Consider the following 24,985-nt stretch of genomic DNA (forward strand, 5'->3'; position numbering starts at 1 on the left):
CTGTTCGGATAGGCTAGGGTTGAAGGGGGACGGCGCTAAAGACAGCGCTGAGGAAACCTGCCCGTTCTTTTTCCGTCATGGGGCGGGGACGGGCATAATCTTCGATCAAGCCGGTGAATAGCTCGGTGCTGATATGCCGCCCATTATAGATGATCAATTTATCGGCAAACATCTGCCGTGTGCCGAGGGAAAACATCTGATCAAAAAAGAGATTCCCGATCCCGTAATGAATGAATGCACCGTAAGCAAAGCCGAAGCCTTGCGGGTGGTGCGCCTGACTGCCGAGGATGACAGACGCGCCCATTTGGGCATATTTTTGGAAAAATGCCTTCTGTACGGCGGGGACGCTGTATTCATAGAGTTCTTGGTATTGGATAGTCATTACGACGAGGTAGCCAGAATCGCGCAGGCGGGGGATTTCCACCGCCAAAAACGCATCGTCACAGACGGCTGCGCCGGGGCGTTTCTCCGCTGCCCACGCGCCGGGCGGACCCACCGGATTACAGCCGAGGAAGGCGAGGTTGTTCCCGTTGTGGGTGATCAGCAGAGCTTTGCGGGCGTCGTCTGTGTTGCGTCCCCCGCCAAAATAGGGCATGTTGTTGGCGTCGTAGAGATCAAGCGAGTGGCTGAGGGCGGCTGTCCCCCAATCGTTGACGTGATTCCCCGTCAGTTCAACAACGCCAAGGCGAATCCCTTTCAGCAAATCGAAGTATTTATCCCGCGAGCAGAAAGTGAGCGAGGCAGAATTGGGGTCGGGATAGGGGCAATCGGTGGCAAAAGCAACCTCGTTGCTGGTGTGGAGGATGTCCGCACCGGCTAAAAAAGGGGCAATATCGCGGGCGGGGTAGGCGACGCCGTTGATCTCCATTTGGTAGGCGGTTGCCCGCGTCAGCGCTGTGACGCCCGTCACAATGAGGGTGGTCAGACGGCTGAGATCGCGGTTTGTGGGCAGCCAGCGTCCCGTGCTGTTGATCAATGCGGCGGCTTCGTTCACCAATGCCGCATCACCAAGCAGTCCGAAGGTTTCCTTAAGCTGCCATTGGTTCATATCAAGCGTGCTGTCAAGGATGTTCAGCCCGTCTACAGTGAGCGCCTTCAGCGTCTTGTCCAGCTTGTCATAGGGAATCATCCCCCAAGCGTTAGGCGTTCCCCAGATCGTCGTTGCCAGTTGATCAGGGGCGACAACGCGCACGGGGAAGTTTTGCGGCGGCGCCCCGTAGGTGATTGTCAGCCAATAGTAGATTGTCGCCGTCGTGACGAAAACGGGGGTTTGCCCGTTCGTTAGGTAAGAAACAGCGCTGAGATCGCCGCGCCAATAGCGCAGAATATCATTAAAACCGATATTGCCCGCCACTGTGTCAAAGCGGACGACGGGAACGTAAACCCACAGCGCCATCAGCGGGGAGGACTGCCCACCACGCAAGCTCGTAAGCTGAACTTGCACCTCGGCGCCCGTCGCGCTGCTCAGCCGCCCTTGCTGAAGGAGCATCGTCAGCGGGGTTTGCAATTCTGCCGGCACGTTGAGCGCAATGTAGGTGCGGATTGTTCCTGTGAAGGCGATGGCGGTAGGAACATCCGTCGGGGGGATGATGGCGGTGGGGACAAGCTCAGAGAGGGGGGTAGGCGGAAACGCTGGAATCGGTGTGGCAAAGGGCGCGATACCCTCTGTGGTGGGCGGGGCAAGGGTGGGCGTGGCGACCCGCGCCCCGGCACGGGCAAAGCACCCCGTCAGGCTGAGCAGCGCGACGATTAGACCTATCATGCGAAGCACCCGCATTATCGCCCCCCTTTCCAGAGAAAAACGTTAAAAACAGCTATTTTGAGGGGGCGTCCCCCTCAACCTGCCTTTTAGCAAAAAATAGGCTAAACGACGATCAGCGGCGCTTTCCGCGCCGCTTTCCGCGCCGCTTGTGAGTTCTGTTAGCGATAGCGCTGCAAGAGTTCGAGCGCCACACGGGTATAGACCAAGAGCGCCAATGGGACGTAATTGTACAAGAAGTGGCAGATGATTGCCGTCGTCGTATTGTAGCGCCGCCGCAGATGGGCAAAGCCAAGCGCGGCGACGAAGATGATCAGCGCCGCCGGAGTAAGCGTGTATTGGGTGTGGATTGCCACAAAGAAAAGCGTGGTGGGGAAAAACCCAAAGACGGGCTGAAGCGTCCCCCGAAAGGCGATTTCCTCCCCCACCGCCGCGCTGAGCGCGATGAAAAACGCCATGACCAGCGTATCGATCCCTTCGCCAATCAAAGCGCTGAGGGCGGTTTGTTCATCAAGCAGTTCAGTGGGCGTTAGCAGCGACCACAGCGTACCGGCGATATAGACGATCACAAAGAGGAAGAACGCCATGTTGACGCTCGCTCTGACCTCCCGAAAGGTCGGTGCGCGTAAGCCAAGCCGTGCCACCACCTCGCGCAGTGTTCTCCGTGTGCCAAAGCCGACCCCAAGCGCCGCTATCCCAATGAGAATTCCCATCTGGGTGAGCAGCGCACTCGGACTGATGAGACCCGTGCTGCCGCCCGTTGGCGATGTGTATTGCGCCGCCAACCCGGAAAGCCCGCCCGCCAGCGCCACCGTTAGGATACTGTTCCCCACCAAGAGAATCAGGAACACAAGCGCGGTGAGATGGAGCGGTGAGGCGGGATCGAACCCTTCGCCATTGGGGGCGGCGCCCTTTACCGGAAAAAAGCGGCTAAGGCGCACCCGCACCGCCGGATGGATGACCAGCGCTGCCCCGCCGCCGATGATCAGGGCGAGGGCGAGCGTGAAGGGCGTCCCTTGCGTCGGCAGAAAACCATAAACGGCGACGAACACAACGGTCACCCCAAGCAAGGCGGCGGTTAAGAGGCGGCGTGCGCCCTCACTTCCCCCTTCGGCATGGTTGGCGAGGATCACAAGCGCGGCAAGAATGGTGAGTATGAGATAAAGCGGCATGAGGAGGATTGTAGCGCAGAATCGGGGGAGTCGGTGGGGTTATATGGCGATCATTTTCACCGCGCCCCGTCACGCCCAACTCGCCACCACCGCCGGAGGAAGGGATAATGGGGGAGGGTGGGGTTAAGGATCGCCGCCATTCCCCTCAGCCCTCACGTGGGTTGAGGGGGAGGCAGGGCAAGGGCTTACGCCAGCGCTGCGTAGTTTGCCTTTGCCTCAGCAAGCCGCGCCGCATTCACCTGAACGCCCAAGCCGATGGCAGTCAGCACATCAATCGTTGAGTCCTCTTGATTCAGTTCAAAAATTTCCTCGGTAAGGTCGGGATCATAGTAACGCTTTGTCGCGCTAAGGTCGCTTGGTAGGGTGACGCCCGGGAGCGACGCCAACGCCAAATTTGCCGAACGCCCAACCCCTGTCTCCAACATCCCGCCAATCCATAGCGGGACACCGTTCTCGTAACAAAAGGCGTGCAGATTGAGCGATTCCATCAAGCCCCCTACCCGTGCCGATTTCAAATTAATGATTTTCCCCGCCCCGATCTCAATAGCAAGCCGCGCATCGTCCGTGTTATGGATGCTCTCATCAAGGCAAATTGGCGTCCCAATTTGGGGCTGAAGTTTGCTGTGCTGGTAAATATCCATATGACCAAGAGGCTGCTCGATCATCATCAAGTTCAAATCGTCCATCTGCCTGAACAGCGGAATATCGCTCAGGGTATAGGCGCTGTTAGCATCTGCCATGAGCAGAATCGTTGGGTATGTCGTGCGCACCGCCCGCAGCAGATCGATATCCCACCCGGGTTTGATCTTCAGCTTGATCCGCCGATAGCCTTCGTTCAGTCGTTTTTCGATGATCGCCAGGGTCGCCTCAATGCTCGGTTGAATCCCGATGCTAACGCCTACCTCGGCGCGGGTTTTGCGTTCCAACCCCCCCCCAAGCTCCGCCAAAAGAGCGCCGAGAGATTGCCCCCGTTCCGTCGCTACGGCTGCGTAAAAAGCAGCCTCCAAGCCCATCCGCGCCATAGGGTGTCCGCGATAGGCACGCAAGCCGCTTAGATTGCGCTTGCCAATCACAGCGGGGATGAAGAAATCGCCCAGAATGTGTTCCGCTGTCCCAATCGTTTCGTAGCTGTAGCCGGGCGACCACGCCGCAACAACCTCGCCCCATGCGGCAACGCCGCTTTCAAGGGTGAGTTCAAGCAGTGTTGCCGCCCGCAGCGAATCGCGCTCGGCATCGTTGCCAAAACTGGTGATCAAGACTTCCACCATCGGCATGGCAATGTGATGCATTGTGACGCTTTTGATGGGAGACATCGATTCTAAAAGAGGAATCATTGAGGGTATCCTTACTATTGGGTTTAATACACAGACCGCGCTGATGAGGTATATATAGCGAATTAACGTAAAATTCCCCGTGTGGGGGTGGGAATGCCCCCACACGGCATCATTTTCCCTGCCTACAAGGCTTGTCCACGAACTAGGGTGTGTTGACGTGCAACCTCAGTGATCCCGCCCGCGCCTTCGTAGTCCGCGCTTTCCCCCCCCTTTCCCTGTCTACGGGGAAGGGCGACTGCTGCACAGTAACCGGGGGGGGATAGGGGTTCTGAACCAAAACCGTCAACACAGCCGAGTTTGGTCACTTTTGAGGTTGAGGGTTCCCCTTCTTGGCAGATGCTCCTTTTCTAGTTGTGGACACGCCTTACAACCCCAAGCGTCCCTTTAGGTCGCTGAGGAATGCGCTTTCTGCCTCGGAAATTTTCTGCCCACTGCCAAAGATTCCCCCACCAGCGGCACTGGCGAACCGTTCTGCCAGTTCATAGATGAACTGCTTCACCTGCTTGCCTTGCTCGCCACTGTCCTTCAAAATACCATCCAACCCACCAAGTGCTTGGGTGGTTTGCAGCACATCGAAGTGCTTCACGTCAAAAGATTGTCCCATCTCCCCAATTTGGTCGGGGAGCGCCTTCAACAAGCCCTCAACGAGAGCATTGCCCTTGAATTTTTCCTGCGCTTCGGAGAGAAATTTTCCCAATGCCCCCGCCTCGCGGAGCTTGCCAACTAGCCCCGCATCACCAACCTTCATCAGGCTGCCGAGAACAAGCTGAACGATAGGGATGATCTGCGCAATCGTCTGATCCATGAGGGTATTCCTTTCCTGTGAAATTACCATTCATAGTGGGAATCATAGAGCAAGTGAAAAAAATATGCGAGTGACGTTTCACCCTCTTTCATTGTGATTATCTTAACGATCTTCCTGCTATCGTCTTTTGCTTTACGACACCTTTGTGATCGACATTCAGTTGAATTCTTCCTATAGTGATAGGGAGTTCGATGAAAAACGCTTCATTGCCTTGTGGAGAGTCCATCATGGCACTATCTGCTACCAGCCCTATTCATACTCAGGAACAGCGCCGCGCTCGCGATTTGGAGACCGTCGCCCGTCTCAGCTTAGCGGTGACGACGATTCTGGATCGAGATACCTTGCTCCAGACCGTTTCCAACATGGCGAAAGAGAGTTTCAACCTGTACCACGCTCATATCTATGTCTATGAGGAAAAAACACGCCAGCTTATTTTGGCAGCAGGGGCGGGCGAAATCGGGCGAATTATGAAGGCGGAGCGGCGCTCGATTGCACTCGATCATCCTCATTCGATTGTGGCACGGGCAGGGCGGACGGGGACAAGCGTCGTCGTCAACGATGTCACCCAGTCATTGGACTTTTTACCTAATCCACTTCTTCCTAATACCCGCGCAGAGCTTGCCGTGCCGCTTATGGTGGGGCAGCGTTTGTATGGCGTCTTGGATGTGCAATCGAGCGAAGTCGATCACTTCACCGATCAAGATCGCCAAATCAAGACCATTTTAGGATCGCAGATTGCCGTTGCTCTCCAAAACGCGGAAACCTTTCAACAGATGCAGGCGGAACATGCCCTTGCCGCAGATCGGCTGAAAACGGCGCACGTATTAAACCGTATCACGACAGAAATTCGCGATGCGGAAAATGAAGAGCGTCTGTTTGAGATTATCCTCACCGAGCTTCTCAACACATTAGGGAGTGATAACGCAGTATTCTCCCGTTACAACGCTCAGGCAGATACATGGACTGGTTATGTTGGCGCAGGGGCAGGCATGACAAGCGCACAGGCAAAGGGATTCACCGCTCCAGGGGGCGATTACCCGCATGGCATAGAGGCGATCACCAGTAAGACGGTCATTGCCATAGACAATGCCAGTGTCTATGCAGACTTTTCCCCTCGTTACCTTAAAGAGGGCGACACTGGCATCAAATCGGTCTTGGTCATTCCGGTGCTCTCCGACGAGAGTGTATTCGGAGCAATCTTTCTGAATTTCACGACGAACGCCCATCTCTTCACCGAAGATGAGCGTCTTTTCGCCCACAGCGTGACTGACCAACTTAACCTCGGTTTGGAGCGGCGAAAAGCAGAAGAAGCCCTTGATCAGCGTGCCATTGCCCTCGCAACGGTGGCACAGGTGAGCGCGGCAATGACCCAGATTCTCGATCTGGACGAACTCTTAGATCAGGTCGTCACCCTGACGAATGACCAGTTTGAACTCTACCACTCGCAAGTGTATCTTTTGGATGAGGCAGGGGAGAATCTTGTCCTTACCGCTGGATCGGGCGAGGCGGGGCGTATCATGCGCGAAAGACACCACGCCATTACCCTAAACAATCCTATTTCGATTGTGGCGTTGGCAGCACGAGACTTGCGCAGTGTTGTCGTCAATGATGTTCATGCCTCTCCCACCTTTTTGCCCAATCCCCTGTTGCCCAAGACACGTGCTGAATTGGCGCTGCCTTTGATTGTAGGAGATCGATTGATCGGCATTTTGGACGTTCAGAGGGAAAGGAAAGATGCCTTCACTCATGATGATGTCGTCGTCAAATCGACCCTTGCCGACCAAATTGCGGTTGCCGTGCAGAATGCCACGCTCTACCGCGAACAAGTGCGTACCGCCGAAGAAGCGCGTAAATTTGACCGCTTGAAGAACGAGTTCCTCGCCTCGATGAGCCACGAACTGCGCACGCCGTTGAACTCGATCATCGGCTATGCAGAGGTGATGTTGGATGGCATTGATGGCGAACTGCCCTCCGAAGCGGTGGAAGATGTACAAGCGATCTATGGCAGCGGCAAACACTTGCTAGAGATGATCAACGATATTCTTGATCTGGCAAAAATCGAGGCGGGACGCATGGAGCTTGACCTCGAAACCGTTGATCTGCGGACGGTGACTCAGGAGGTTTACCGGACAGCAACGATCTTGCTCAAGGACTCTGTTGAGCTAGAGATGATCTTTCCTGTGATGCTGCCACCTGTCTATGCAGATAAGATTCGCCTGCGCCAGATCTTGCAGAATCTTGTCAGCAACGCAGTGAAATTCACCGACGAGGGCGAGATTCGCATCAGCGCCGAGTATGACTCAGTGGGCGGGCGGGTGATCACCCATGTTCGGGATTCGGGCATTGGTATTGCTGCCGATAACCTCAGCGCGATTTTTGAGCAGTTCCGGCAGGTGGATGGCTCATCGACACGGCGGGCAGGCGGAACGGGCATGGGATTGGCAATCACCCGCCGCTTGGTGGAGATGCAAGGGGGTGAAATTTGGGTGGAAAGCGAACTAGGGAAAGGGACGCTTTTCTCCTTTAGTATGCCAATTGCGGCGAAGAAGGTATAAAACACCCCCAGGAGAGGGCGCAGGGCTAAAAGGCTTGTCCACAACTAGGTCAGCCTAAGAGAGACGCCAAAGCACCGAGGGGTCTAGGCTCTGTTGGCAGTGTAATTCTCGTAGGGGCGCCATGCCGTGCGTCCCTACGGAGATCACAATCTCAACACTCCCTAGCCACACGCCCCGCTTGTGCGATAAAATACACCGTCAGGAATACCGTTTGCTGCCACAGCTTTTCGATTGGGGGATTATTTTCGTGAAACGTGCTATACCGCTGCTTCTTGGGGTTCTGCTTGGCGTGGTTCTTTTAGTGACACTCGCCACCGGACAAGTACCCGGCGTGCGCGGTCAGACAAGCAACCCCGAAGGGTCTACACTGTATGCCACCGGACAGCAAGGGTTGATTTTCTTCATCTATACGGGGATCATCCTCGGTGGGGTGATCACCAATGGCATTTTGATCGCTGGCGTAATGTGGTGGCTAAATCGCAGTGTGAAGCGGGCGAAAGCGCAAACACCATCTGCGTTTTCCTTCAGTCTAAACCCTGCCAAACCTAACAGCATTGGGGCGGTGTTGGTCAAAAACCCGATGCTTGTGGTGGGCGGGCTGGTGACAGTGATCGTTATCGCTGCTCTTGTTTTGGTGATCACCGGGGCAATCGGCTAGATTGGGCGAGGGTCTTATGAAGGCTGCCAGCTATTTCAGCGGGGATCGCGGGTTCGGGCGCTTGGCGTTTGGTGCGGCGCTCGTCACCTTTATCATGATCACCATTGGGGCAATTACACGGGTCAGCGAATCGGGGTATGGGTGCGGTCCGTATTGGCTAACATGCAACGGGGAGATCATCCCCACCGTCTATACCCTTGAGACGGCAATCGAGTTTGGGCATCGGCTGTTCGCGCTGATTGTCGGCGGGTTCAGCCTTGCCGTGTTGATCCGCGCCCGACGTACCTACGCCGGCATCCCTCGTCTAACCATCCCTGCATACCTCGGATTTCTGCTCTTTTTAGTGCAGTCCGCGCTTGGCGGGCTGACGGTGGCGCTCTACCGTGATGCGCCGGATCGCCAGTGGCAGAGTGTCCTCTTTCATCTCGCCGTTAGTATGCTGATCATGGCGTGTTATGTTATCCTCTGGGTCAACGCTCGCAGTCTGATTGCCGAGTCACCCCTTCAGACGTTGGTTAAAACACCCCGCCCGTTGATCTCGGTAAACGCCTTGGGGCTGACGTCTGCGATGAGCTTTCTGGTGGCGATTGTTGGGGCGGCGGTGCGCGGCACGCAGGCGATGAAAGCCTGTGTGGGCTTTCCGCTCTGCGATGGCGAACTACTTCCCGTGAATCAGGGCGCACTCCAGATGTTGAATATGACACACCGCCTTGCCGCTGGCGGCTTAGGGGTGCTTCTTCTGCTGCTTATCGTCCAAGTGATCCTCGGAGGGGGCGAGGTGTCGCCACCGCTGCGCCGGGCGCTTTTCCTCGCCGGAGGGGTTTACCTTCTCCAAGCGGGGTTGGGGGCGCTGATTGTGCTGACCGATGATCGCACGTGGTTGCTCATTTCCCGCAGTCTACACGTTACCTTTGCCGCCGGCACCTGGGCGGTGATCATTACAGCGAGTTCTTTAGCATGGCTACACGTATCGCCCAACCGCCTTCCACTGCCCACGAACACGGGCGAGAGGTCATCCACCCCCCACCGCGAGGGAGCGCCCTCGGCGCTTATCTCCAGCTAGCCAAGCCGCGCATCGTTCTGCTGCTCGTCTTTACGACGGTCACGGCAATGGTTGTCGCCGCAAAGGGGGAGGCGCTCCCGCCGCTTCTCTTGGCGGCAACGATTATCGGCGGGGCATTGGCGGCTGGGGGCGCCAGCGCCTTAAACCAGTATATTGACCGCGACATGGATCACCTCATGGCGCGGACGCGCCACAGACCGATTCCCTCTGGACGGATCACCCCTCTGAACGCCTTGCTTTTTGGCTTGGCACTCTGCGCGTGGTCGGTGGCAATCCTCGGCACATTTGTAAATTGGTTGGCAGCAGCGCTCGCCCTGATTGGGGCAATTTACTATGTCGTTGTCTATACGCTGCTGCTGAAGCGGAATACCGTCCTGAACATCCTGATTGGGGGTGGGGCGGGGGCAATGCCCGTTTTGGTGGGGTGGGCAGCGGTGACGGGGACTCTGGCGCCGGGGGCATTTTTGCTCTTTGCCATTGTCTTTTACTGGACGCCGCCCCATTCGTGGGCGCTGGCGCTGCTGGTGAATAAAGACTACACCGCCGCAAATGTCCCCATGATGCCCGTCGCACGGGGGGAAGACGCCGCCCGTGTGCAGATTTTCCTCTACAGCATTCAACTGGTGGCGCTCTCACTCTTGCCCATTCCCTTTCGCTTGCTCGGTGGGTTCTATCTCGTCACGGCGGGGCTGCTTGGCGTGGGCATGATCCTTGAGGCACTCCGCCTGCTGCGGACGAAAAGCGGCGCACAAGCCCGCCGCACGTATAAGTATTCAACCTTCTATCTCGCCTTACTCTTTTTGGCGATGATCCTTGACCTAATTATCTTCTAACCTATGCAAACACCATCATCACCAGCCGTCCCGTCTCTTAGCGGGGTGATTAGCGCCCTTGCCCTGATTTTCATCTTCATCTTTAGTGGGCTGGCTGTGAGCGTTTTTGGGGAGGTCTCTGCACAGCGCTCAACGCTGCGCGGAGCAGCCCCTATCAATGCGCCATCCTTTGCCGCTGAGGTGGAGGAGCGAGTTGCCCGCGCCGATCCAAAGCGGGGAGATGCGTTTTTCAAGCAGTATGCGTGCAGCGCGTGCCACCTTGTGGATCGCAATTTGGTTGGGCCCATGATTATCGGGATGGGCGAACGCGCTGCCAGCCGCCGTCCGAATTACAGCGCCGCCGCCTACCTCTACGAAGCGATTGTCGCCCCCAACGCTTATGTGGTGAAGGATTTCGCGGCGGGAGTTATGCTTCAAAACTTCAAAGAAACCATCCCTGAATCAGCCTTGTATGATCTGATCGCCTGGCTGATCACCCAATAAGGATAAACAGACTGTGAGTGATTACCGCAAGGGCATGGAGAAAACCCGACGGGGGTTTTTTGGAAGGTTGGCAAATACCTTTGCCAAATCGACGATCACCCCTGATGATTGGGACGAGATCGAGGCAATCCTCCTTCAGGCAGATGTGGGGGCAGCGACGACAGAACGCCTTATGGAAAGCCTGCGCACCCGCCACCGCAAAGAAGGACTAAAAACGCCCCAACAGCTCCATGTCGGTTTAAAAGCCGAACTCCGCGCCCTATTGAAACCCCCCACCCCGATGAACATCGCTGGACGTGATCTCTCGGTGATTTTGATTGTGGGGGTGAACGGATCGGGCAAGACGACGACCATTGGCAAACTGGCAAACCGCCTTGCTAACAACAACCGCAAAGTGATGCTTGCCGCCGGGGATACCTTCCGCGCTGCCGCTGTTGAGCAGCTTCAACTCTGGGGGCAGCGGGCAAATGTCCCTGTCATTGCCGGAGCGCCCAACGCCGACCCGGGATCTGTTGTCTTTGATGCGATCAGCGCCGCCAAGTCACGCGGACACGATATTTTACTGGTGGATACCGCCGGACGGCTGCAAACGAAATACAACCTGATGGAAGAACTGCGCAAAATCAAGGGTGTCATGAGCAAGGTTGTCCCCGATGCCCCCCATGAGGTGCTGATTGTCCTTGACGGGACAACAGGGCAGAATGCGCTTCTTCAGGCAAAGGGCTTTAGCGAAACCGTGCAGCTTACGGGCGTCATTGTGACGAAACTAGACAGCACGGCAAAAGGGGGGATGCTGTTCGCCATTCAGCAAGAGATGGGCTTGCCCATTCACTATGTTGGCTTGGGCGAGGGGGTGTATGATTTGATCTTATTCAACCCCGATGCCTTTGTTGATGGACTCGTGGAGGAATCATGAGTACCGTGCGCCACAGCTTTGATATACGCCCCCTAAAGCACGTTGAGGATTTGGAAAGGGTTGTCACCCTGCAAAAGATGACCGAGGGGCAAGACACCTCAGCCATTCATCGCCACCTGTTGATCTCGTTTGTTCATAACGGTGGGTTGGTCATGGGGGCGAGTCACGAAGGGCAGATGGTCGGCTATTTGATAAGCTATTTGGGTATCGAAAGCCCAGAGGCAGACCGCCCCGCCATGGCGAATCTGAAGCTCGTCTCCCAGCGGATGGGCGTCCTCCCCGAATTCCGCGATCATGGGGTGGGCTATGAATTGAAACTGGCACAGCGCCGCTGGGCGATTGAACAAGGGATTCGCCTTGTGACATGGACGTTTGATCCGCTCAAAAGCCGGAATGCCTATTTCAATATTCGCAAATTGGGGGCAATCTCTCAGGAATACCAGCGCGACTACTATGCTGCCACGCCTGATACGGTGAACGCCGAGACGACGGATCGCCTTGTCGTGGAGTGGTGGGTTACTCATAACCGTGTCGAACAGCGCCTTAGCCGCAGACGCGCCGCCCTGACGATTACCCAATATGTGGAGGGCAATACCCCCGTCCTGAACCCCACAACGCTTGGCAGCGATGGCTTTGTCCGCCCGGCATGGCGGATCAACATGCCGATGAGCAAGTTGGGCTTGGTGGAGATTCCCGACAACTGGGAGGAGATGAAAAAGGCGGATCGCCCTCTTGCCGATGAGTGGCGGGCGCACACGCGGGAGGCGCTGGAATCACTGCTCTATGCGGGGTACACCATCACCGATGTTCTGCATGGGAGTCATGAAGACCGCACGCGCACCTTTTATGTGGTAAGCCATGTGGATCGGGCTGATTTGCGCACCACACCCTTTAACAGCAATTAACAAGAGGGGGCGAGGGGAAGCCCCCTCACCCCACCGTATCACACCACCGTGTAAGGAATCTTTTGCCCCTTCAGCAGCGCCTCGGCAAGGGTGGCAGTGACGATGCGATAGGCGGGTTTATGGGTGCGATCATAGGGCGGCGAGTGCGTCACCGCCGACCATGACTCCGCCGCCCGCACGCGCCCTACAAGGGCAACCGTTCGCACCGAAAAGCGGTTTCCAAGCGGTTCGTTGGGGGCGGTCAACCCCTGAAAAATTGCCCACCACGCCGCCATAACCTCCATCCGCCCCTCGCCCTGTCGGGATGTTTCGATATACGCATCGAGCAGTTTGGGGAGGCTGCCCCGTTGGGCAAGGTAAGGGCGCAAATGGACGCGGACAATCTCCCCAGTGGGGTGGACGCTCTCTACAAATGGATCACTTGTATTAGGAGTCAGGATGTGACATTCTTCATCCAGCCATTCGCGGGCAGCGCGTTTATTCTCAATCACCTGCCCCGTCCCAAAAACACCCTGATGCAGCAGCTTGTAGACATCGAGTACATCAATCGCTGTGTAGCGCCGTGTATGGGTGAGAATCAATGCCCTGACTGCTTCTTCATCTGCCATGCTAAGATGCCTTTTGTGCGTAAGCTGCTCTATAACCCATTTAGGCTAAGGCTAAACTGTGCAAATGATACCGTGCGGTTGTGAAATGCGCGTTAAACGAGGTTAAGATCGGGTGAACGACTAATCGTCCGCCACAAACGTCCTTTGGGCTGAGGAAGGTAGAACAACCGGTGCGACGATGCCTTTCAAGCCCCGAAGGGGTGGCTGCTTTCAGCCCGCTGCTTTAGCGGCGGGATCATAAGCGATCCCGCCTGTTCAATGTGGTGATACTTAGGGTGGGAAATTCTCTGCCTCTCCTCCTCTGCATTGAATCATCGACCACCTTCTTTCAATCCCTGACCGAATCGCCCCATACGCTCATATTGGTGGTAAGCCTTTTAGCGCTGTCGATGCTTTCCCCTTAATTATAGCCATTGGGATGCGATTGATGCCATGCCCACGCACTCTTGATAATGTCCTCCAGCGCGGGGAAACGCGGTGTCCACCCCAATTCATCGTTGATCTTCTCTGACGAGGCAACAAGGGTGGGCGCATCCCCCAGACGGCGCGGCGTTTCAACGGCGGGTAGATCATGCCCGGTCACGGCGCGGGCGGTATCGATAACCTCACGAACGCTGTAGCCGCGCCCATTTCCTAAGTTGTAGGTCATTGATTCCCGCTCATCAATCGCCCCCACCGCCAGCACATGCGCCTCAGCCAGATCGCGCACATGAACGTAATCGCGGACGCACGTCCCATCATAGGTGGGGTAATCCGTCCCATAGATGGCAATCGTCGGGCGCTGCCCCAGGGGAACTTGGAGCGCCAGCGGGATGAGATGCGTTTCGGGGGTATGTGCCTCCCCGCGAATCGCCCGCCCATCGCTATCAAGGGTTGCCCCACAGGCATTAAAATAGCGCAAAATGCAGTACTTTAAGCCCACCTGACGGTGATACCAACGAATCATCCCCTCAATCATCAGTTTTGTCTCCCCGTACACATTTGCCGGGGCATAGGGATCGTCCTCGTTAAGAGTGGCGTTCTTGCTGGCATACACAGCGGCGGTGCTGGAAAAAACAAGCCGTTTCACGTTATGGGTCAGCATCGCCTCAAAAAGGTTCTGGCTGTACGCCACATTGTTGGTGAAGTAAAGGCTTGGCTTAACCATGCTCTCGCCCGCCTCGATTAGCGCAGCAAAATGCGCCACTGCATCGAACTTCCCCATCTGGAACAGCGTATCAAGCGCCGCTTTATCAGCAAGATCGCCGCGCACAAAGGCTGCCCCCAACGGAATGGCTGCCTGATGCCCCCGCGAGAGGTTATCAAAGACGGTGACGGTATGCCCTGCCTCTAGAAATGCGGCGGCGGTAGTTGAACCGATGTAGCCGGCCCCGCCGACGACCAATACATGCATAGGGTTGAATCCTCCTGTTACGGTCATTTTAACCCACTGCGCTACAATTCCCTCAGTAACTCATCGCACCCGATCATTGATCATTAACGAAAGAGAGTGATTCCCGATGGCGTTTGAGATCGTCACCCTTGCCCCATCGATCTACCACCTTCAAAGCGGGGCGAACATGGGCGTTCTTGCTGATTCTGACGGACGCGCCTTGCTCATCGACACTGGGTTGGATGAGGACGCCGGACGCCGCATCAAAAACGCCCTTGCCAAGTTGAATCTCACCCTAGCCGCGGTGATCTTAACGCACGGACACAGCGACCATTTCGGCGGGACGGACTACCTGCGCCGCAACCTGGCTCCCTTTCCCGTCTATGCCCCGCCCATAGAAGCTGCCTTTATCACCTACAGCAGCCTAGAGTCCATCATGCTTTCAGCCGGTGCCCTTCCTTTTGATCAGCTTGTAGGGAAATTTACCAAAGCGCCCGCCTGTAAAGTCGATCACGAAGTGGCGTTGGGCGAAGTGCGCCTTGCCGGGTTCGGGGTGGAGATTATTCCCCTCGCCGGACATTCGCCCAACATGATCGGGGTGCGGGCGGGCAATGTCTTGTTCTGTGCCGATGCTCTTCTCCCTCTCGCCACGCTCCAAAAATACCCCATTCCGTTCACTGTTCACATTGGTAAGGCGCTCGCTGTGTTGGATCGTCTGCTAGAGTGTGTCGATCAGGGGGTGATCCTTGCGCCCGGACATGGTGTCCATCTTGCGGCGGGCGAGGCAAAGGTGGTGATCGCCGCCAATCGGGAGACACTTCTACGCATTGTGACTGCCGTCGAAAACCGCTTACGAGAATCCCCCGCCGATGAAGGAACGCTGACTCAAACGGTCTGTCAAAAACTGGGCGATCCCTTAGCCAGTGCCGTTGGATACTCCCTTGCCCGGACGACCATTCAAGCGGCGCTGGTCTACCTTTATGAGAGTGGGCGTGTTCGGGTCATCACCGGAGGGAAATGCCTTTGGGCAAGTGCGAGTTAGTTCTATCGTTTTGCCCAGTGGTTTAACCTAGTGTTAAAACCATCTCTGTAGCCCTTTAATATAGGGCGCGGCATAATCAACACTCAACGTCTGCCAAACGTTCAGCAATCGCTCAAAAGGGGGGTCTATGACCACCACCGCCGCCGCCCGCACGCGGGAGAATGTGACCACATCTCCGGCAAAAACGGTCAGCAAGCGCCGCGCCAACTTTAATGAGGGGGCGTTGGGGCTGCTTTTCGTCGCGCCCGTCGCTATCATCACCCTTGTTTTCCAGTTGTTTCCCGTCCTCTACGGGTTTTACATGAGTATGCAGGGGGGGGTGATTATCCCCGACGGCTTTGTCGGGCTAAAACACTACGCTCGCGCTGTAGGCAGCCTCGCCTATATGCTGATCCTTGTTTTGGCATTTGTAGCAGGCGCAGCCGCCTTCACCTACTATCGGCGGGGGAGACTATCTCAGCAGGAAGGGAAAGGGGATTTCTTCGCCTATTTGCTTCCCGGCTTCCTCGGTGGTGCGGGGATCATTGGCGGGGTTCTGATCACCTTTTTCTTGAACATCACCTACGCACTTCCGGCAATCCTTGTTGTGATTGTCGCCTTCGCCTGGTTTCAAACCCTAAATAACCGCGATGGCAGCGAGAAGGGCGGGGCGGCTTATGTCGTCGGCGCGCTGGCGGTGGGGATGGGAACGATCAGCGCCATTGGCTTGACCCTGTTCACCTTTTCCGAACTCTACGGCGCTTTGATGCCCTACCTTACCGTATTAGAAAAGCTGATCACAAACAAAAACCACGCTTATATTTTTCCCCTTCTCCCCCAATTCATCGCCTTTGGCAGCATGTTGGCATGTGTGGCTGGGATCATTTACCTCACCGAGCGCCGTCGTCTTATAGAGCGCGAAACGCAGCCGGGGCTTTTTGCCCTTGCTGGAACAATCCGGCTGGTGTTGGGATTCATCATCTCTCTACTGCTTGGTTTCCTTGTGGGCGCACAAGAAGCACTCATTGAATCTGTGCTGAGCTTGACGGGAATCACCAACGCCGATGTGCGGGCGCTCTCTTTACAGTTAACCGGAACGCGCTTCAGCCTAGAGACCATGCTGAACGGGATTCGGGCATGGAATGAGGTTTTCTCCATGCTTGTGGGGATCATGTCTATCGGCTTGGCGTGGTATGTCTGGGGGCTTTCCCGCCGCCGCGAAACGACGCTTGGCATGGTGGGGGCGATCCTCATGTCCATCTTCCTGATGGGCGGCGGCGTCTTGTTTTTAGGGATTCTCCCCGGAGCAGGGTCGGCGGGCGATCCCGAATTCTTCCAATCCATGCTGCGGACGTTCAGCTACGCCATTATGACTGTCCCCATCCAATTGGTGTTGGGGCTGCTCTTAGCCTACATGCTCTATTATGAGGTGCGTTGGGGAAAGTCCCTCTATCGGATTGTTTTCTTTATGCCCTACATTGCTCCGGCTGTGGTGACGGCAGCGGTCTTCTCTCAGATTTTTTCCCTGCGCGAGGCTGCCCCTGCCAACCAATTTGTCCAAGCATTGGGCTTTCCCCCTCTGGAGTGGCTGCGCACACCAAAAGGCATCTTCCAAATCCTTGCCGAACACATCGGCGGGGCAAACACACGCCTTCCCGATTTTTTGGTCGGACCAAGCCTTCCCCTTGTCTCGGCCTCAATCTATGCCATTTGGGTGTTCAGCGGCTACAATGCCGTCATCTTCATGGCAGGTTTGGGAAACGTCCCCAAAGACATGTACGAAGCGGCACAGGTCGATGGGGCGGGGCGCTGGGCAACCTTTCGCCAGATTATCTTCCCGCTAATCTCGCCCACGACGTTTTTCCTGACCGTCCTCGCCGTGATTGGCACACTGCGGGCATTCACCCATATCTGGGTGCTGCGCCAAGAGGCGGCGCGGGGGGCGATGGACACTACCACCGTCTACATCTACACGATCTTGATCGAAACCTCGCAAATCAAAACACGTCCTTTTGCGGCGGCGCTCTCATTTTTGCTCTTTGGCGTGATTCTGATCATGACGATCATCCAAAACCGGCTTTCAAAGGATCGGGTGTTTTATGGCTGATATAACCTTTGGCAACCCCGCTGCCCGCAAACCGGGCAAGGTCAACTCGTTCAGGGTGATCGTCTATGCCGTTGTCACACTGGCTGCCTTCATCTACATTGCCCCCTTTGTTTGGATGACGGCGAAGTCGTTCCAAACCCAATTGGAAGCCGGCTCAACAAAACTTCTTCCGGCAAATGTCCAATGGCAAAATTACACCGATGTGTGGAACGGCTCAGAGGAAATTAGCCGCTCGCGGAAGTTTGGGCAGTACCTCGCCAACACGCTGAAAATTGAGGCGCTGACGATTGTCCTTCAAACGACGATCTCGATCCTTGCCGCCTATGCCTTTGCCAAAATGCGTTTTCCGGGGCGCAACTTCATGTTCGCCATGCTGCTGACGACCCTCTTTGTGCCAAGTATCATCCTTATTGTACCAAATCTGGTCATCGTCACACGCATCAGCCAGGCTTTTGAAGCGATTAACCCCGCCCTAAAATGGATGAATAATTGGCCCGTGTTGGTCATTCCCTTCCTCTCCAACACGTTTTCGATCTTCTTGCTGCGGCAGTTTTTCTTGCAAATTCCCGACGAATTGTGGGATGCGGCGCGGATCGATGGCGCAGGGCATTTGCGATATCTCTGGCGGGTGGTTGTCCCCATCTCCCGCGCTCCCATTGCCACGACGATTCTGTTCACTTTCATCGCCGTGTGGAGCGCCTTTGAGTGGCCCCTCTTGGTTTTGCAAGGCAACCCCGAATGGACGCCTATTTCGCTGGCGTTGTCGCAATTCCGAGGCGATGGGGGGGAGCGCACTCATTTGCTCATGGCGGCGGCGGTGGTCGCTCTGATGCCAATCATGATCTTGTACTTCTTCACCCAAAAGCAGTTTACACAGGGAATCACCACAACGGGCTTGAAGTGACCGGTGAGTCATGACTAACCCACCCTTTCCCCCTCCTTGTAATCGGAGGGGGGTGTCAGGACGCATACCCCCTGCCGAGATCAGCGATTCGTCTTTCCCCTGTTTTCAGCCCCGTCCTTTAGGGCGGGGTCACGCGGACGCCCAGTGGGCGCCCTCCGCACGGTGACTCAAAAGCACCTCCGTATAGACCGCCCTCACCCGTGCGGCTGCCTTGTCCCACGTCATGGTTTCGGCAAAGGTTCGCCCCGCCCCGCCCATCTTCTGCCGTAAGGCGGAATCCCTTAACAGCCGGATGGCTGCCTGTGCAAGGGCATCAGGATCATTTTGAGGGATGAGAAATCCCGTTTCTCCGTCACGAATAGCATCTTCTGCGCCGTTGTTTTGCGTCCCGATGACGGGCAAGCCTGCGGCGCTTGCTTCGAGATATACCAAACCAAAGCCCTCAAATTGGTTGCCAATACTTACGGCGGGCAAGGCAAACACTGCCGCCTTTTGCATCGTCTCTGCCACCGCCGAATCATCCATCCGCCCCATCAGCCGAACGTGATCCGCTAACCCTAGCTCGGCAATTTGCCTGTGCAGGGATTGCGTGTATCCCACATCGGCGCGATCATTCCCGATGATCAGGGCGCGGACGTTGGGAATCACAGCGCGAATGGCGGGCATGGCAGCGATCAAGACATGCAAACCTTTTCGCGCTTTTACTTGCCCTAGTGTGATGATCACGGGCTGTTCATCATCGAAGTGCGAAGCCGATGGCACATGAAGGCGGGCGGCATCAATCCCATTTGTAATGACCACTGTTTGGGCAGTGGGAATCGCCATGTGGACGTGGCGCTCTGTGTGGCGGCTGACGCAGATGATTTGCGCACGGCGGTAAGCGTGCCGGTAGATCGCCCCAACCCACCGCCCGCCCGCCGTTTGGGGAAGGTAGGTACCATGCGCGGTGACGACGAGGGGTTGGCGCAAAAAGCCCGCCGCTAGGGTATACGGTTCAGCGACGACATGAACGAGATCGCATCCTTTCACGGCACGCCCCACAGCGGGGAGAGCGAGAAATTGCCTTAGGGTTGAAAAACGGCGTGGCGGGGTTAGGCTTGGCAAAAGGCGGTGATAACTCGCGAGGGGAAGATCAGGATCAGCGGGAGCATCCCGCGCCGTGATCAACGTGACCGCGACGCCCTGTACCGAGAGTGCCTCAATGAGATCGCGGGTATAACGCCCCCAACCGTGCAAGGCAAGGGGGGCGGCGGCAAAAAAGGCGGCACGGATAAGGGGCGGATTGAATGTGGTCAATCGCCCCCCAACAAATCTTCGATCCGAGCAATCAAGTTATCGAGTTCTTCCATCTCCCGCTCAATGGCGTAAAGCAGTTGCAGAAATACCTCCCGTGCGCTGGCGGGTTGGGTTGCCACTGAGCCGAGGACGCGCATCATGGCATCTGTCCCTAGGGCTGTTCCCACCCGATCAGGCTGTATAGCATTGGGAAGGTCTTGCTTATTCGCCGCAAGGATGATCGGCAGCAAGGCATAGCCTCGGCATGTCCCAATCATTTTCTGGGTAAGTTCCCACGAGGGGACATCGGTGCTATCGACCATAACGATGTAGCCCAAGAGATCACGCGGGTCAATCTCCAACAGGGGATCGAAGCGCATTCCATCTACCGGGGCAAGAACGCACAGATCAAGTTCAATATCTACATGGTAGACGCGATACTCAATGGCAAGTTCTTCATCAATGAAAAAATCGTCCTCATTGCCTAACGAAGCAACAAGGCTGGTCTTGCCTGCGCCATCAGCACCTGTGACGTAGACATAAAGGGTTTGTACATCGCTTTCCGCACCGGTATCGGTCATGTCCTACGCCGTTCGGGTTAGTTATTGCCCAGATTCCACACATCAACACGCTGCCACGCAGACCCAACGATTTTGATCACCCATCCCGCACTTGTACTCAGATATGTGCGTTCGGAGACGGGGTGAATGAGAAGGGTGAACGCCTGCGAGGGATTCCAGGCAAAGCCAAGACGATCCCGCAACCCAGAGGTTTCCCGCCACACTTTGCCGAATCCCCGTATGGGTTGCTGCTGCCCGGGCGGTGGCACAAGCGAGGGGTCTGTATCGGTCATCCCCTCTGCCCAGGTGTCGCTATAGAGTTCCACCGAGCCGCCCAAACCAGAACCGCTGGAATCGACCAAGACATAAATTTGGCGGGTATCTTGCGCCCACACCATATAGCCGAATTGAAAGCGCTGGATAGAGCCGCCCGTAATGCGCGGATCACCGGCAAAAACTGCGAATGGCGTGGGCGTAGCCGAGCCACCTTGCGCGGCGGGGTGGAGTGTTGCCGGGGCAATGACGACCATCCCCAACACAGCGACAAAACCAACCATAAGCAACGTTAAAGCGATCCGATTTTGGCGTCGCATTGTATGAAGCATAATACCCAAGCCCTCCCAAACGGCGTAAAATCAGTGGAGGAAGTGTACCGCAAATCACAAGGGTTGGGAAAGGACGGGATCAATGCCCCGCTACGATTATGTCTGTGATACCTGCGCGGTAGAGTTTGAGGCGCGTCACGGCTTTGATGACCCTCCGCCACCTTGCCCAAACGGGCATACCACCGTCCACCGCGTGATTCGCAGCGCACCCCGTGTGATGCATGGAATGGCAGCCGCAGCCAGTAAAAACGCCACCAAAGAGGAATTGCAAGCGAAGTGGGCGGAAGAAACCCCCAAACTGCGCAAACAGATTGCTAACAAACTAGGGGAAGATGCGGCAGCCAGTGTTCCAACGCTGAACAAGTCGTTTGATTAGGGTGTGTTGCCATGGTAACCCCAGTGATCCCACCGCTAAAGCAGCGGGCTGAAAGTAGCCACCCCTTCGGGACTTGAAACCCCTAACCCCGTAAACAGAGCGAGGGAATCGCTCCCCCTTTCCCTGCGTATGGGGAAGGGGGGCAGGGGGATAGGGGTTCTTCTATCTTTCCCCGCCTGCGGCAAAGGCGTTCGCTCCCTGGGATAATCGAACGGATTCGCCGCTGCACGAGCGAGGCGAGCGTATACCAGTCGCCCCTATCGAGATTTGGGGCGCAGTGTGCTACAATGAATCCTGTTTAGCATGAAGGATCAGATGTGAGTGACTCCCCCGAATCATTGGCATGTGTCGTCCTTGCGGCGGGCGCCGGGACACGCATGAAATCTGAGATGGCAAAGGTCTTGCACCCCGTTGGCGGCAAACCGATGGTCGTCCGCGCCGTTGAGAGCGCCGAAAAGGTTGGCGCCGCCCGCTTATTGGTCATTGTTGGGCAAGATGCCGAAGGCGTCAAAGCGGCAGTCGGCGGGCGGGCAGAATTTGCCACCCAAGCGCCGCTTTTGGGGACGGGTCATGCCCTGATGCAAGCGGCGGATGCCCTGCGCGGGGCGACAGAGTACGTCGCCGTGACTTACGCCGATATGCCCCTGCTGCGCCCCGAAACACTGAACCGCCTGTATACTGCTGCCCGCGAATCGACGGCGACCATCGCCCTCCTAACGATCACTGTCCCCGACCCACGTGGCTTCGGGCGGATTGTGCGTGGCGAGGGCGGCTCGGTGGCTGCCATTATCGAAGATCATGAGGCGACACCCGCCCAAAAGGCAATCGGTGAATTGAACGTGGGCGTCTATGTGTTCCGCGCCACGTGGCTGTGGGATGCGCTTCTGAAGGTGCAGCCGAAAGCAAAGGGCGAGTATTATCTGACTGACCTCATTGAGATCGCCACTGCGGAGGGATTGACCGTTGAGGGCATTGCCTGCGACGACCCCGACGAGGTGATCGGCGTGAACAACCGCCTTCATCTCAGCGAGGTTGAGGCTGCGTTGCGTCGGCGGGTAAACCGCCATTGGATGTTGGAAGGCGTTACCCTGATCGACCCCGCCACCACCTACATTCATGAGGATGTCACCATCGGGCGCGATACCGTGATTCATCCCAATACCAGCTTGCAAGGTAAGACGGCTATCGGTATGGGCTGTCAATTGGGACCGAACAGCGTGATCCGTGACAGCCAGATTGGGGCGGCGTGTGTTGTCGATAACAGCGTGGTCGAATCGGCAACGATGGAAGATGGCTGTCAGATCGGACCCTTTGGGCATTTGCGCCCGAAGGCGTACCTTGAGGCAGGCGTTCACATGGGGAATTTTGGCGAGGTCAAAAATGCTCGTTTAGGGCGCGGCACGCGGATGGGGCATTTCAGCTACATTGGCGATGCCCATATTGGGGCAGATGTGAACATCGGCGCGGGGACGATCACGGTGAATTTTGATGGGGTGCGCAAAAACACGACCATCGTTGGCGACCACGCCTTCATCGGCAGCGATACGATGCTCATTGCCCCCGTCGAGATTGGCGAAAATGCCCGCACCGCCGCTGGTTCTGTCGTCACCAAAAATGTTCCAACGGGGCATATTGCCATTGGCGTTCCGGCTCGGATGCGCCGTATTGCCACTCCCGAAAGCCAACCAACAGAGGAAACAACACCTAAATAACCCCTATGGATCCAAGCGACAGTACGGCTGGTTTAGTCGCCCTCCTTGCACTCATCATCGTCCACGCGCTCTTTTCCGCCATGTATTCTTCGGTGATTCAAGCCCGCAAGCAGCAGATGAAAATACTGGCGGAGGCGGGCAACCGTCGGGCGGTAAGGGTGCTTGCTATCACGGAGGATTCGACACGGTTGATCACCACCCAAAGTGTGATCAACATCCTCGCCTATTTTGCGGCGGCGGGGTTGATCACGCTGGGGGTTGCCCGCCCGCTGGTGCAAAGCCTTGCCCAGGGGGGGGTGAATCGTACCTTGATGGTCGTCACCATTTACCCCCTGACGTGGATCGTTGGGGGGATCATCGTTTTTACTCTGACGGATTTGATCCCTGCCAGTGTTGCCGAAGCCCGCGCCGAAAGTTGGGCAATGTCTTCGGTGGGCGTTGTTAGCCTCTCTCTGACCCTGTTTGCGCCGTTCTCGCGCTTGCTGATCACGCTCAGCAGCCGCTTTGCCGCCTCGGTGGGGGGTGGGCAGCGCGTCCCCTACATCACCGAGGAGGAGATCAAGCACATGGTCGACGCCGGACAGGAAGGCGGCGCGATTGAGGACGAAGAAAAGGAGATGATCTACTCGATCTTGCAATTCAACGACAAGGTGGTGCGCGAGATCATGATCCCGCGCATCGATATTGAGGCGGTGGATGTGCAGACCGACTGGCGGGAAGGGCTGAACGCGATCACCGAAAAAGGGCATTCGCGTGTTCCCGTCTATGAAGAAAGCATCGATAAGATCATCGGCGTCCTCTATGCTAAAGACCTGCTAAACGTCTTGGGGCGCGATCCGAAGACGATGAAACCGCTGCGGGAGATGCTCCGTCCGGCGCACTTTGTTCCCGAATCAAAACGCGCCAGCGCCTTGCTTGCTGAACTGCAAAAGAGCAAAATTCACATGGCGATTGTCATTGATGAGTTTGGTGGCACAGCGGGCTTGGTGACCATTGAGGACTTGCTAGAAGAAATCGTGGGGGAGATTCAAGATGAATTTGACCACGAGGAAGAAGCGGAGGTTCAGGCGATTAGCGAGACAGAATTCCTCTTTGATGCAGGCATCAGCCTTGACGAGGTGAATGACCTACTGGACAGCGACCTTTCTACCGACGAAAGCGATACACTAGGGGGGTATATTTTCTCGGCGTTGGGGCGCGTCCCCGTGTCGGGCGATCACTTTGAGGCGGATAGTTTGAGGGTCACTGTCGAAACGGTGGATGGGCGGCGTATCCGGCGCGTCCGCGTGGTCAAGCTGCCCCCGCCAACCGAGGGGATGGACGACGGCGAGAGCGGCAAATCCGCCCGCGCTACCCAATCGATTCCGAGTCTCTCCGACCCAACAACGGAGGCAAAAGGCAGCCGATGATGATGATCAACGAAACACTGGCAGCACTTGTAGCGAAAGCGGCAGAGGGGCGCAGCCGCGCCTATATCCCCTACTCGCATTACGCGGTGGGGGCGGCACTCCTAGACGAGGATGGAACAATCTACACCGGCTGCAATGTCGAAAACGCCAGCTATGGCGGGACAATCTGCGCCGAACGGACGGCGCTGGTAAAGGCGGTTAGCGAGGGGGCGCGGCGCTTCACGACGATCTGTGTGATGACCGAGAATGGCGGATCGCCGTGCGGGATATGCCGACAGGTACTCTACGAATTCAACCCCGATATGAGCGTGATCCTCGCCAGCCCAAGCGGGGCGATTGTGAAGATTTATACGCTGCGCGACCTGCTCCCCGATGGGTTTGGGGCGGAGAAACTCCCCTAAAGGGGTGGGGGGGGGATGCAGTGTGGGGCTTCAAGGCGTGTCCGTAACTAGAACATATTTCAAAAACCCCTATTCCCCCTACCCCCTCAGCCCCGCTTGCAAGGAAAGGGGGGGAGATTCCCTCATTATGGGGCGGGGGCAAGCCCCGAAGG

23 protein-coding genes are annotated in these 24,985 nt (G+C 56.5%); 14 read left to right on the forward strand and 9 right to left on the reverse strand.

The window, feature by feature from the left end:
• Positions 1 to 13: 13 nt before the first annotated feature.
• The 4 genes from HS103_15605 to HS103_15620 all read right to left on the reverse strand — a co-directional run bounded on the left by HS103_15605 (position 14) and on the right by HS103_15620 (position 5,070).
• Positions 14 to 1,762 carry a CapA family protein gene (locus tag HS103_15605; GenBank protein ID MBE7514224.1) on the reverse strand — a complete coding sequence of 583 codons (1,749 nt, stop codon included), beginning with the start codon at positions 1,760 to 1,762 and terminating at the stop codon, positions 14 to 16.
• A 158-nt stretch (positions 1,763 to 1,920) separates the two neighbouring features.
• Positions 1,921 to 2,931 carry a CPBP family intramembrane metalloprotease gene (locus HS103_15610; GenBank protein MBE7514225.1) on the reverse strand — a complete coding sequence of 337 codons (1,011 nt, stop codon included), beginning with the start codon at positions 2,929 to 2,931 and terminating at the stop codon, positions 1,921 to 1,923.
• Between the two features lie 185 nt (positions 2,932 to 3,116).
• The gene (gene menC / locus HS103_15615) at positions 3,117 to 4,244 is read right to left on the reverse strand and encodes an o-succinylbenzoate synthase (protein MBE7514226.1); all 1,128 of its coding nucleotides are present in this window, start codon (positions 4,242 to 4,244) and stop codon (positions 3,117 to 3,119) included.
• Positions 4,245 to 4,629: 385 nt separating this feature from the next.
• Complete coding sequence (locus HS103_15620; GenBank protein MBE7514227.1) at positions 4,630 to 5,070, reverse strand: hypothetical protein; 441 nt, start codon at positions 5,068 to 5,070, stop codon at positions 4,630 to 4,632.
• Between the two features lie 227 nt (positions 5,071 to 5,297).
• On the opposite strand from HS103_15620, the gene HS103_15625 reads away from it, so the two are divergent.
• The 7 genes from HS103_15625 (at position 5,298) to HS103_15655 (ending at position 12,483) form a co-directional block, all read left to right on the forward strand.
• Complete coding sequence (locus HS103_15625) at positions 5,298 to 7,625, forward strand: GAF domain-containing protein (GenBank protein MBE7514228.1); 2,328 nt, start codon at positions 5,298 to 5,300, stop codon at positions 7,623 to 7,625.
• A 121-nt stretch (positions 7,626 to 7,746) separates the two neighbouring features.
• Positions 7,747 to 8,283, forward strand: coding sequence for a hypothetical protein (locus tag HS103_15630; GenBank protein MBE7514229.1), 537 nt, complete (start codon positions 7,747 to 7,749; stop codon positions 8,281 to 8,283).
• Between the two features lie 16 nt (positions 8,284 to 8,299).
• Complete coding sequence (locus tag HS103_15635) at positions 8,300 to 9,346, forward strand: COX15/CtaA family protein (protein MBE7514230.1); 1,047 nt, start codon at positions 8,300 to 8,302, stop codon at positions 9,344 to 9,346.
• Positions 9,241 to 10,179 carry a protoheme IX farnesyltransferase gene (locus tag HS103_15640; GenBank protein MBE7514231.1) on the forward strand — a complete coding sequence of 313 codons (939 nt, stop codon included), beginning with the start codon at positions 9,241 to 9,243 and terminating at the stop codon, positions 10,177 to 10,179. Before HS103_15635 ends, HS103_15640 begins: the two co-directional genes overlap by 106 nt.
• Positions 10,180 to 10,182: 3 nt before the next feature.
• The gene (locus tag HS103_15645) at positions 10,183 to 10,662 is read left to right on the forward strand and encodes a hypothetical protein (GenBank protein MBE7514232.1); all 480 of its coding nucleotides are present in this window, start codon (positions 10,183 to 10,185) and stop codon (positions 10,660 to 10,662) included.
• A 34-nt stretch (positions 10,663 to 10,696) separates the two neighbouring features.
• Positions 10,697 to 11,578, forward strand: a complete 882-nt coding sequence (ftsY, locus tag HS103_15650) for a signal recognition particle-docking protein FtsY (protein MBE7514233.1) — start codon at positions 10,697 to 10,699, stop codon at positions 11,576 to 11,578.
• The gene (locus tag HS103_15655) at positions 11,575 to 12,483 is read left to right on the forward strand and encodes a hypothetical protein (protein ID MBE7514234.1); all 909 of its coding nucleotides are present in this window, start codon (positions 11,575 to 11,577) and stop codon (positions 12,481 to 12,483) included. The genes ftsY and HS103_15655 overlap by 4 nt, the downstream gene beginning before the upstream one ends.
• A gap of 38 nt (positions 12,484 to 12,521) precedes the next feature.
• On the opposite strand, the gene HS103_15660 is transcribed toward HS103_15655, so the two are convergent.
• Together HS103_15660 and galE are read right to left on the reverse strand one after the other, a co-directional pair.
• A complete protein-coding gene (locus tag HS103_15660; GenBank protein ID MBE7514235.1) occupies positions 12,522 to 13,091 on the reverse strand; it encodes a hypothetical protein in 570 nt (189 codons plus the stop codon).
• Between the two features lie 400 nt (positions 13,092 to 13,491).
• Positions 13,492 to 14,484: a UDP-glucose 4-epimerase GalE gene (gene galE / locus HS103_15665; GenBank protein ID MBE7514236.1), complete on the reverse strand. Its 993-nt coding sequence runs from the start codon at positions 14,482 to 14,484 to the stop codon at positions 13,492 to 13,494.
• Positions 14,485 to 14,590: 106 nt separating this feature from the next.
• Here galE and HS103_15670 point away from each other — a divergent pair, with 106 nt between their 5' ends.
• The 3 genes from HS103_15670 (at position 14,591) to HS103_15680 (ending at position 18,495) form a co-directional block, all read left to right on the forward strand.
• Entirely contained in the window at positions 14,591 to 15,505 is a 915-nt protein-coding gene (locus HS103_15670) for an MBL fold metallo-hydrolase (protein ID MBE7514237.1), read from the forward strand.
• A 127-nt stretch (positions 15,506 to 15,632) separates the two neighbouring features.
• A complete protein-coding gene (locus tag HS103_15675; GenBank protein ID MBE7514238.1) occupies positions 15,633 to 17,591 on the forward strand; it encodes a sugar ABC transporter permease in 1,959 nt (652 codons plus the stop codon).
• Positions 17,584 to 18,495, forward strand: a complete 912-nt coding sequence (locus HS103_15680; GenBank protein MBE7514239.1) for a carbohydrate ABC transporter permease — start codon at positions 17,584 to 17,586, stop codon at positions 18,493 to 18,495. The genes HS103_15675 and HS103_15680 overlap by 8 nt, the downstream gene beginning before the upstream one ends.
• A 129-nt stretch (positions 18,496 to 18,624) precedes the next feature.
• Here HS103_15680 and HS103_15685 read toward each other — a convergent pair whose 3' ends face one another.
• The 3 genes from HS103_15685 to HS103_15695 are packed head-to-tail and all read right to left on the reverse strand — an operon-like array spanning position 18,625 to position 20,935.
• Complete coding sequence (locus HS103_15685; GenBank protein ID MBE7514240.1) at positions 18,625 to 19,791, reverse strand: glycosyltransferase family 4 protein; 1,167 nt, start codon at positions 19,789 to 19,791, stop codon at positions 18,625 to 18,627.
• On the reverse strand, positions 19,788 to 20,351 hold the full coding sequence (locus HS103_15690; GenBank protein ID MBE7514241.1) for a hypothetical protein: 564 nt from the start codon (positions 20,349 to 20,351) through the stop codon (positions 19,788 to 19,790). The genes HS103_15685 and HS103_15690 overlap by 4 nt, the downstream gene beginning before the upstream one ends.
• Before the next feature lie 17 nt (positions 20,352 to 20,368).
• Entirely contained in the window at positions 20,369 to 20,935 is a 567-nt protein-coding gene (locus HS103_15695; GenBank protein MBE7514242.1) for a hypothetical protein, read from the reverse strand.
• 82 nt (positions 20,936 to 21,017) lie between these two features.
• Here HS103_15695 and HS103_15700 point away from each other — a divergent pair, with 82 nt between their 5' ends.
• From HS103_15700 to cdd, 4 genes are all read left to right on the forward strand, one after another.
• Complete coding sequence (locus HS103_15700) at positions 21,018 to 21,311, forward strand: zinc ribbon domain-containing protein (protein ID MBE7514243.1); 294 nt, start codon at positions 21,018 to 21,020, stop codon at positions 21,309 to 21,311.
• A 377-nt stretch (positions 21,312 to 21,688) separates the two neighbouring features.
• Positions 21,689 to 23,023, forward strand: a complete 1,335-nt coding sequence (gene glmU, locus HS103_15705) for a bifunctional UDP-N-acetylglucosamine diphosphorylase/glucosamine-1-phosphate N-acetyltransferase GlmU (GenBank protein ID MBE7514244.1) — start codon at positions 21,689 to 21,691, stop codon at positions 23,021 to 23,023.
• Positions 23,024 to 23,028: 5 nt separating this feature from the next.
• Positions 23,029 to 24,432 (forward strand): HlyC/CorC family transporter, encoded by a 1,404-nt coding sequence (locus HS103_15710; GenBank protein ID MBE7514245.1) that lies wholly within the window; start codon positions 23,029 to 23,031, stop codon positions 24,430 to 24,432.
• A 2-nt stretch (positions 24,433 to 24,434) separates the two neighbouring features.
• Positions 24,435 to 24,833: a cytidine deaminase gene (cdd, locus tag HS103_15715; GenBank protein MBE7514246.1), complete on the forward strand. Its 399-nt coding sequence runs from the start codon at positions 24,435 to 24,437 to the stop codon at positions 24,831 to 24,833.
• Positions 24,834 to 24,985: the final 152 nt, after the last annotated feature.

The sequence above is a fragment of the Anaerolineales bacterium genome (genome assembly GCA_015075625.1).
GTDB lineage: Bacteria > Chloroflexota > Anaerolineae > Aggregatilineales > UBA2796 > UBA2796.

Bases quoted from the DNA above. Each gene is read 5' to 3' on its own strand.
- HS103_15605 (MBE7514224.1), bottom strand. From the start codon at position 1,762: ATGATAGGTCTAATCGTCGCGCTGCTCAGCCTGACGGGGTGCTTTGCC.
- HS103_15610 (MBE7514225.1), bottom strand. From the start codon at position 2,931: ATGCCGCTTTATCTCATACTCACCATTCTTGCCGCGCTTGTGATCCTC.
- menC (MBE7514226.1), bottom strand. From the start codon at position 4,244: ATGTCTCCCATCAAAAGCGTCACAATGCATCACATTGCCATGCCGATG.
- HS103_15620 (MBE7514227.1), bottom strand. From the start codon at position 5,070: ATGGATCAGACGATTGCGCAGATCATCCCTATCGTTCAGCTTGTTCTC.
- HS103_15625 (MBE7514228.1), top strand. From the start codon at position 5,298: ATGGCACTATCTGCTACCAGCCCTATTCATACTCAGGAACAGCGCCGC.
- HS103_15630 (MBE7514229.1), top strand. From the start codon at position 7,747: ATGCCGTGCGTCCCTACGGAGATCACAATCTCAACACTCCCTAGCCAC.
- HS103_15635 (MBE7514230.1), top strand. From the start codon at position 8,300: ATGAAGGCTGCCAGCTATTTCAGCGGGGATCGCGGGTTCGGGCGCTTG.
- HS103_15640 (MBE7514231.1), top strand. From the start codon at position 9,241: ATGGCTACACGTATCGCCCAACCGCCTTCCACTGCCCACGAACACGGG.
- HS103_15645 (MBE7514232.1), top strand. From the start codon at position 10,183: ATGCAAACACCATCATCACCAGCCGTCCCGTCTCTTAGCGGGGTGATT.
- ftsY (MBE7514233.1), top strand. From the start codon at position 10,697: ATGGAGAAAACCCGACGGGGGTTTTTTGGAAGGTTGGCAAATACCTTT.
- HS103_15655 (MBE7514234.1), top strand. From the start codon at position 11,575: ATGAGTACCGTGCGCCACAGCTTTGATATACGCCCCCTAAAGCACGTT.
- HS103_15660 (MBE7514235.1), bottom strand. From the start codon at position 13,091: ATGGCAGATGAAGAAGCAGTCAGGGCATTGATTCTCACCCATACACGG.
- galE (MBE7514236.1), bottom strand. From the start codon at position 14,484: ATGCATGTATTGGTCGTCGGCGGGGCCGGCTACATCGGTTCAACTACC.
- HS103_15670 (MBE7514237.1), top strand. From the start codon at position 14,591: ATGGCGTTTGAGATCGTCACCCTTGCCCCATCGATCTACCACCTTCAA.
- HS103_15675 (MBE7514238.1), top strand. From the start codon at position 15,633: ATGACCACCACCGCCGCCGCCCGCACGCGGGAGAATGTGACCACATCT.
- HS103_15680 (MBE7514239.1), top strand. From the start codon at position 17,584: ATGGCTGATATAACCTTTGGCAACCCCGCTGCCCGCAAACCGGGCAAG.
- HS103_15690 (MBE7514241.1), bottom strand. From the start codon at position 20,351: ATGACCGATACCGGTGCGGAAAGCGATGTACAAACCCTTTATGTCTAC.
- HS103_15695 (MBE7514242.1), bottom strand. From the start codon at position 20,935: ATGCTTCATACAATGCGACGCCAAAATCGGATCGCTTTAACGTTGCTT.
- HS103_15700 (MBE7514243.1), top strand. From the start codon at position 21,018: ATGCCCCGCTACGATTATGTCTGTGATACCTGCGCGGTAGAGTTTGAG.
- glmU (MBE7514244.1), top strand. From the start codon at position 21,689: ATGAAATCTGAGATGGCAAAGGTCTTGCACCCCGTTGGCGGCAAACCG.
- HS103_15710 (MBE7514245.1), top strand. From the start codon at position 23,029: ATGGATCCAAGCGACAGTACGGCTGGTTTAGTCGCCCTCCTTGCACTC.
- cdd (MBE7514246.1), top strand. From the start codon at position 24,435: ATGATCAACGAAACACTGGCAGCACTTGTAGCGAAAGCGGCAGAGGGG.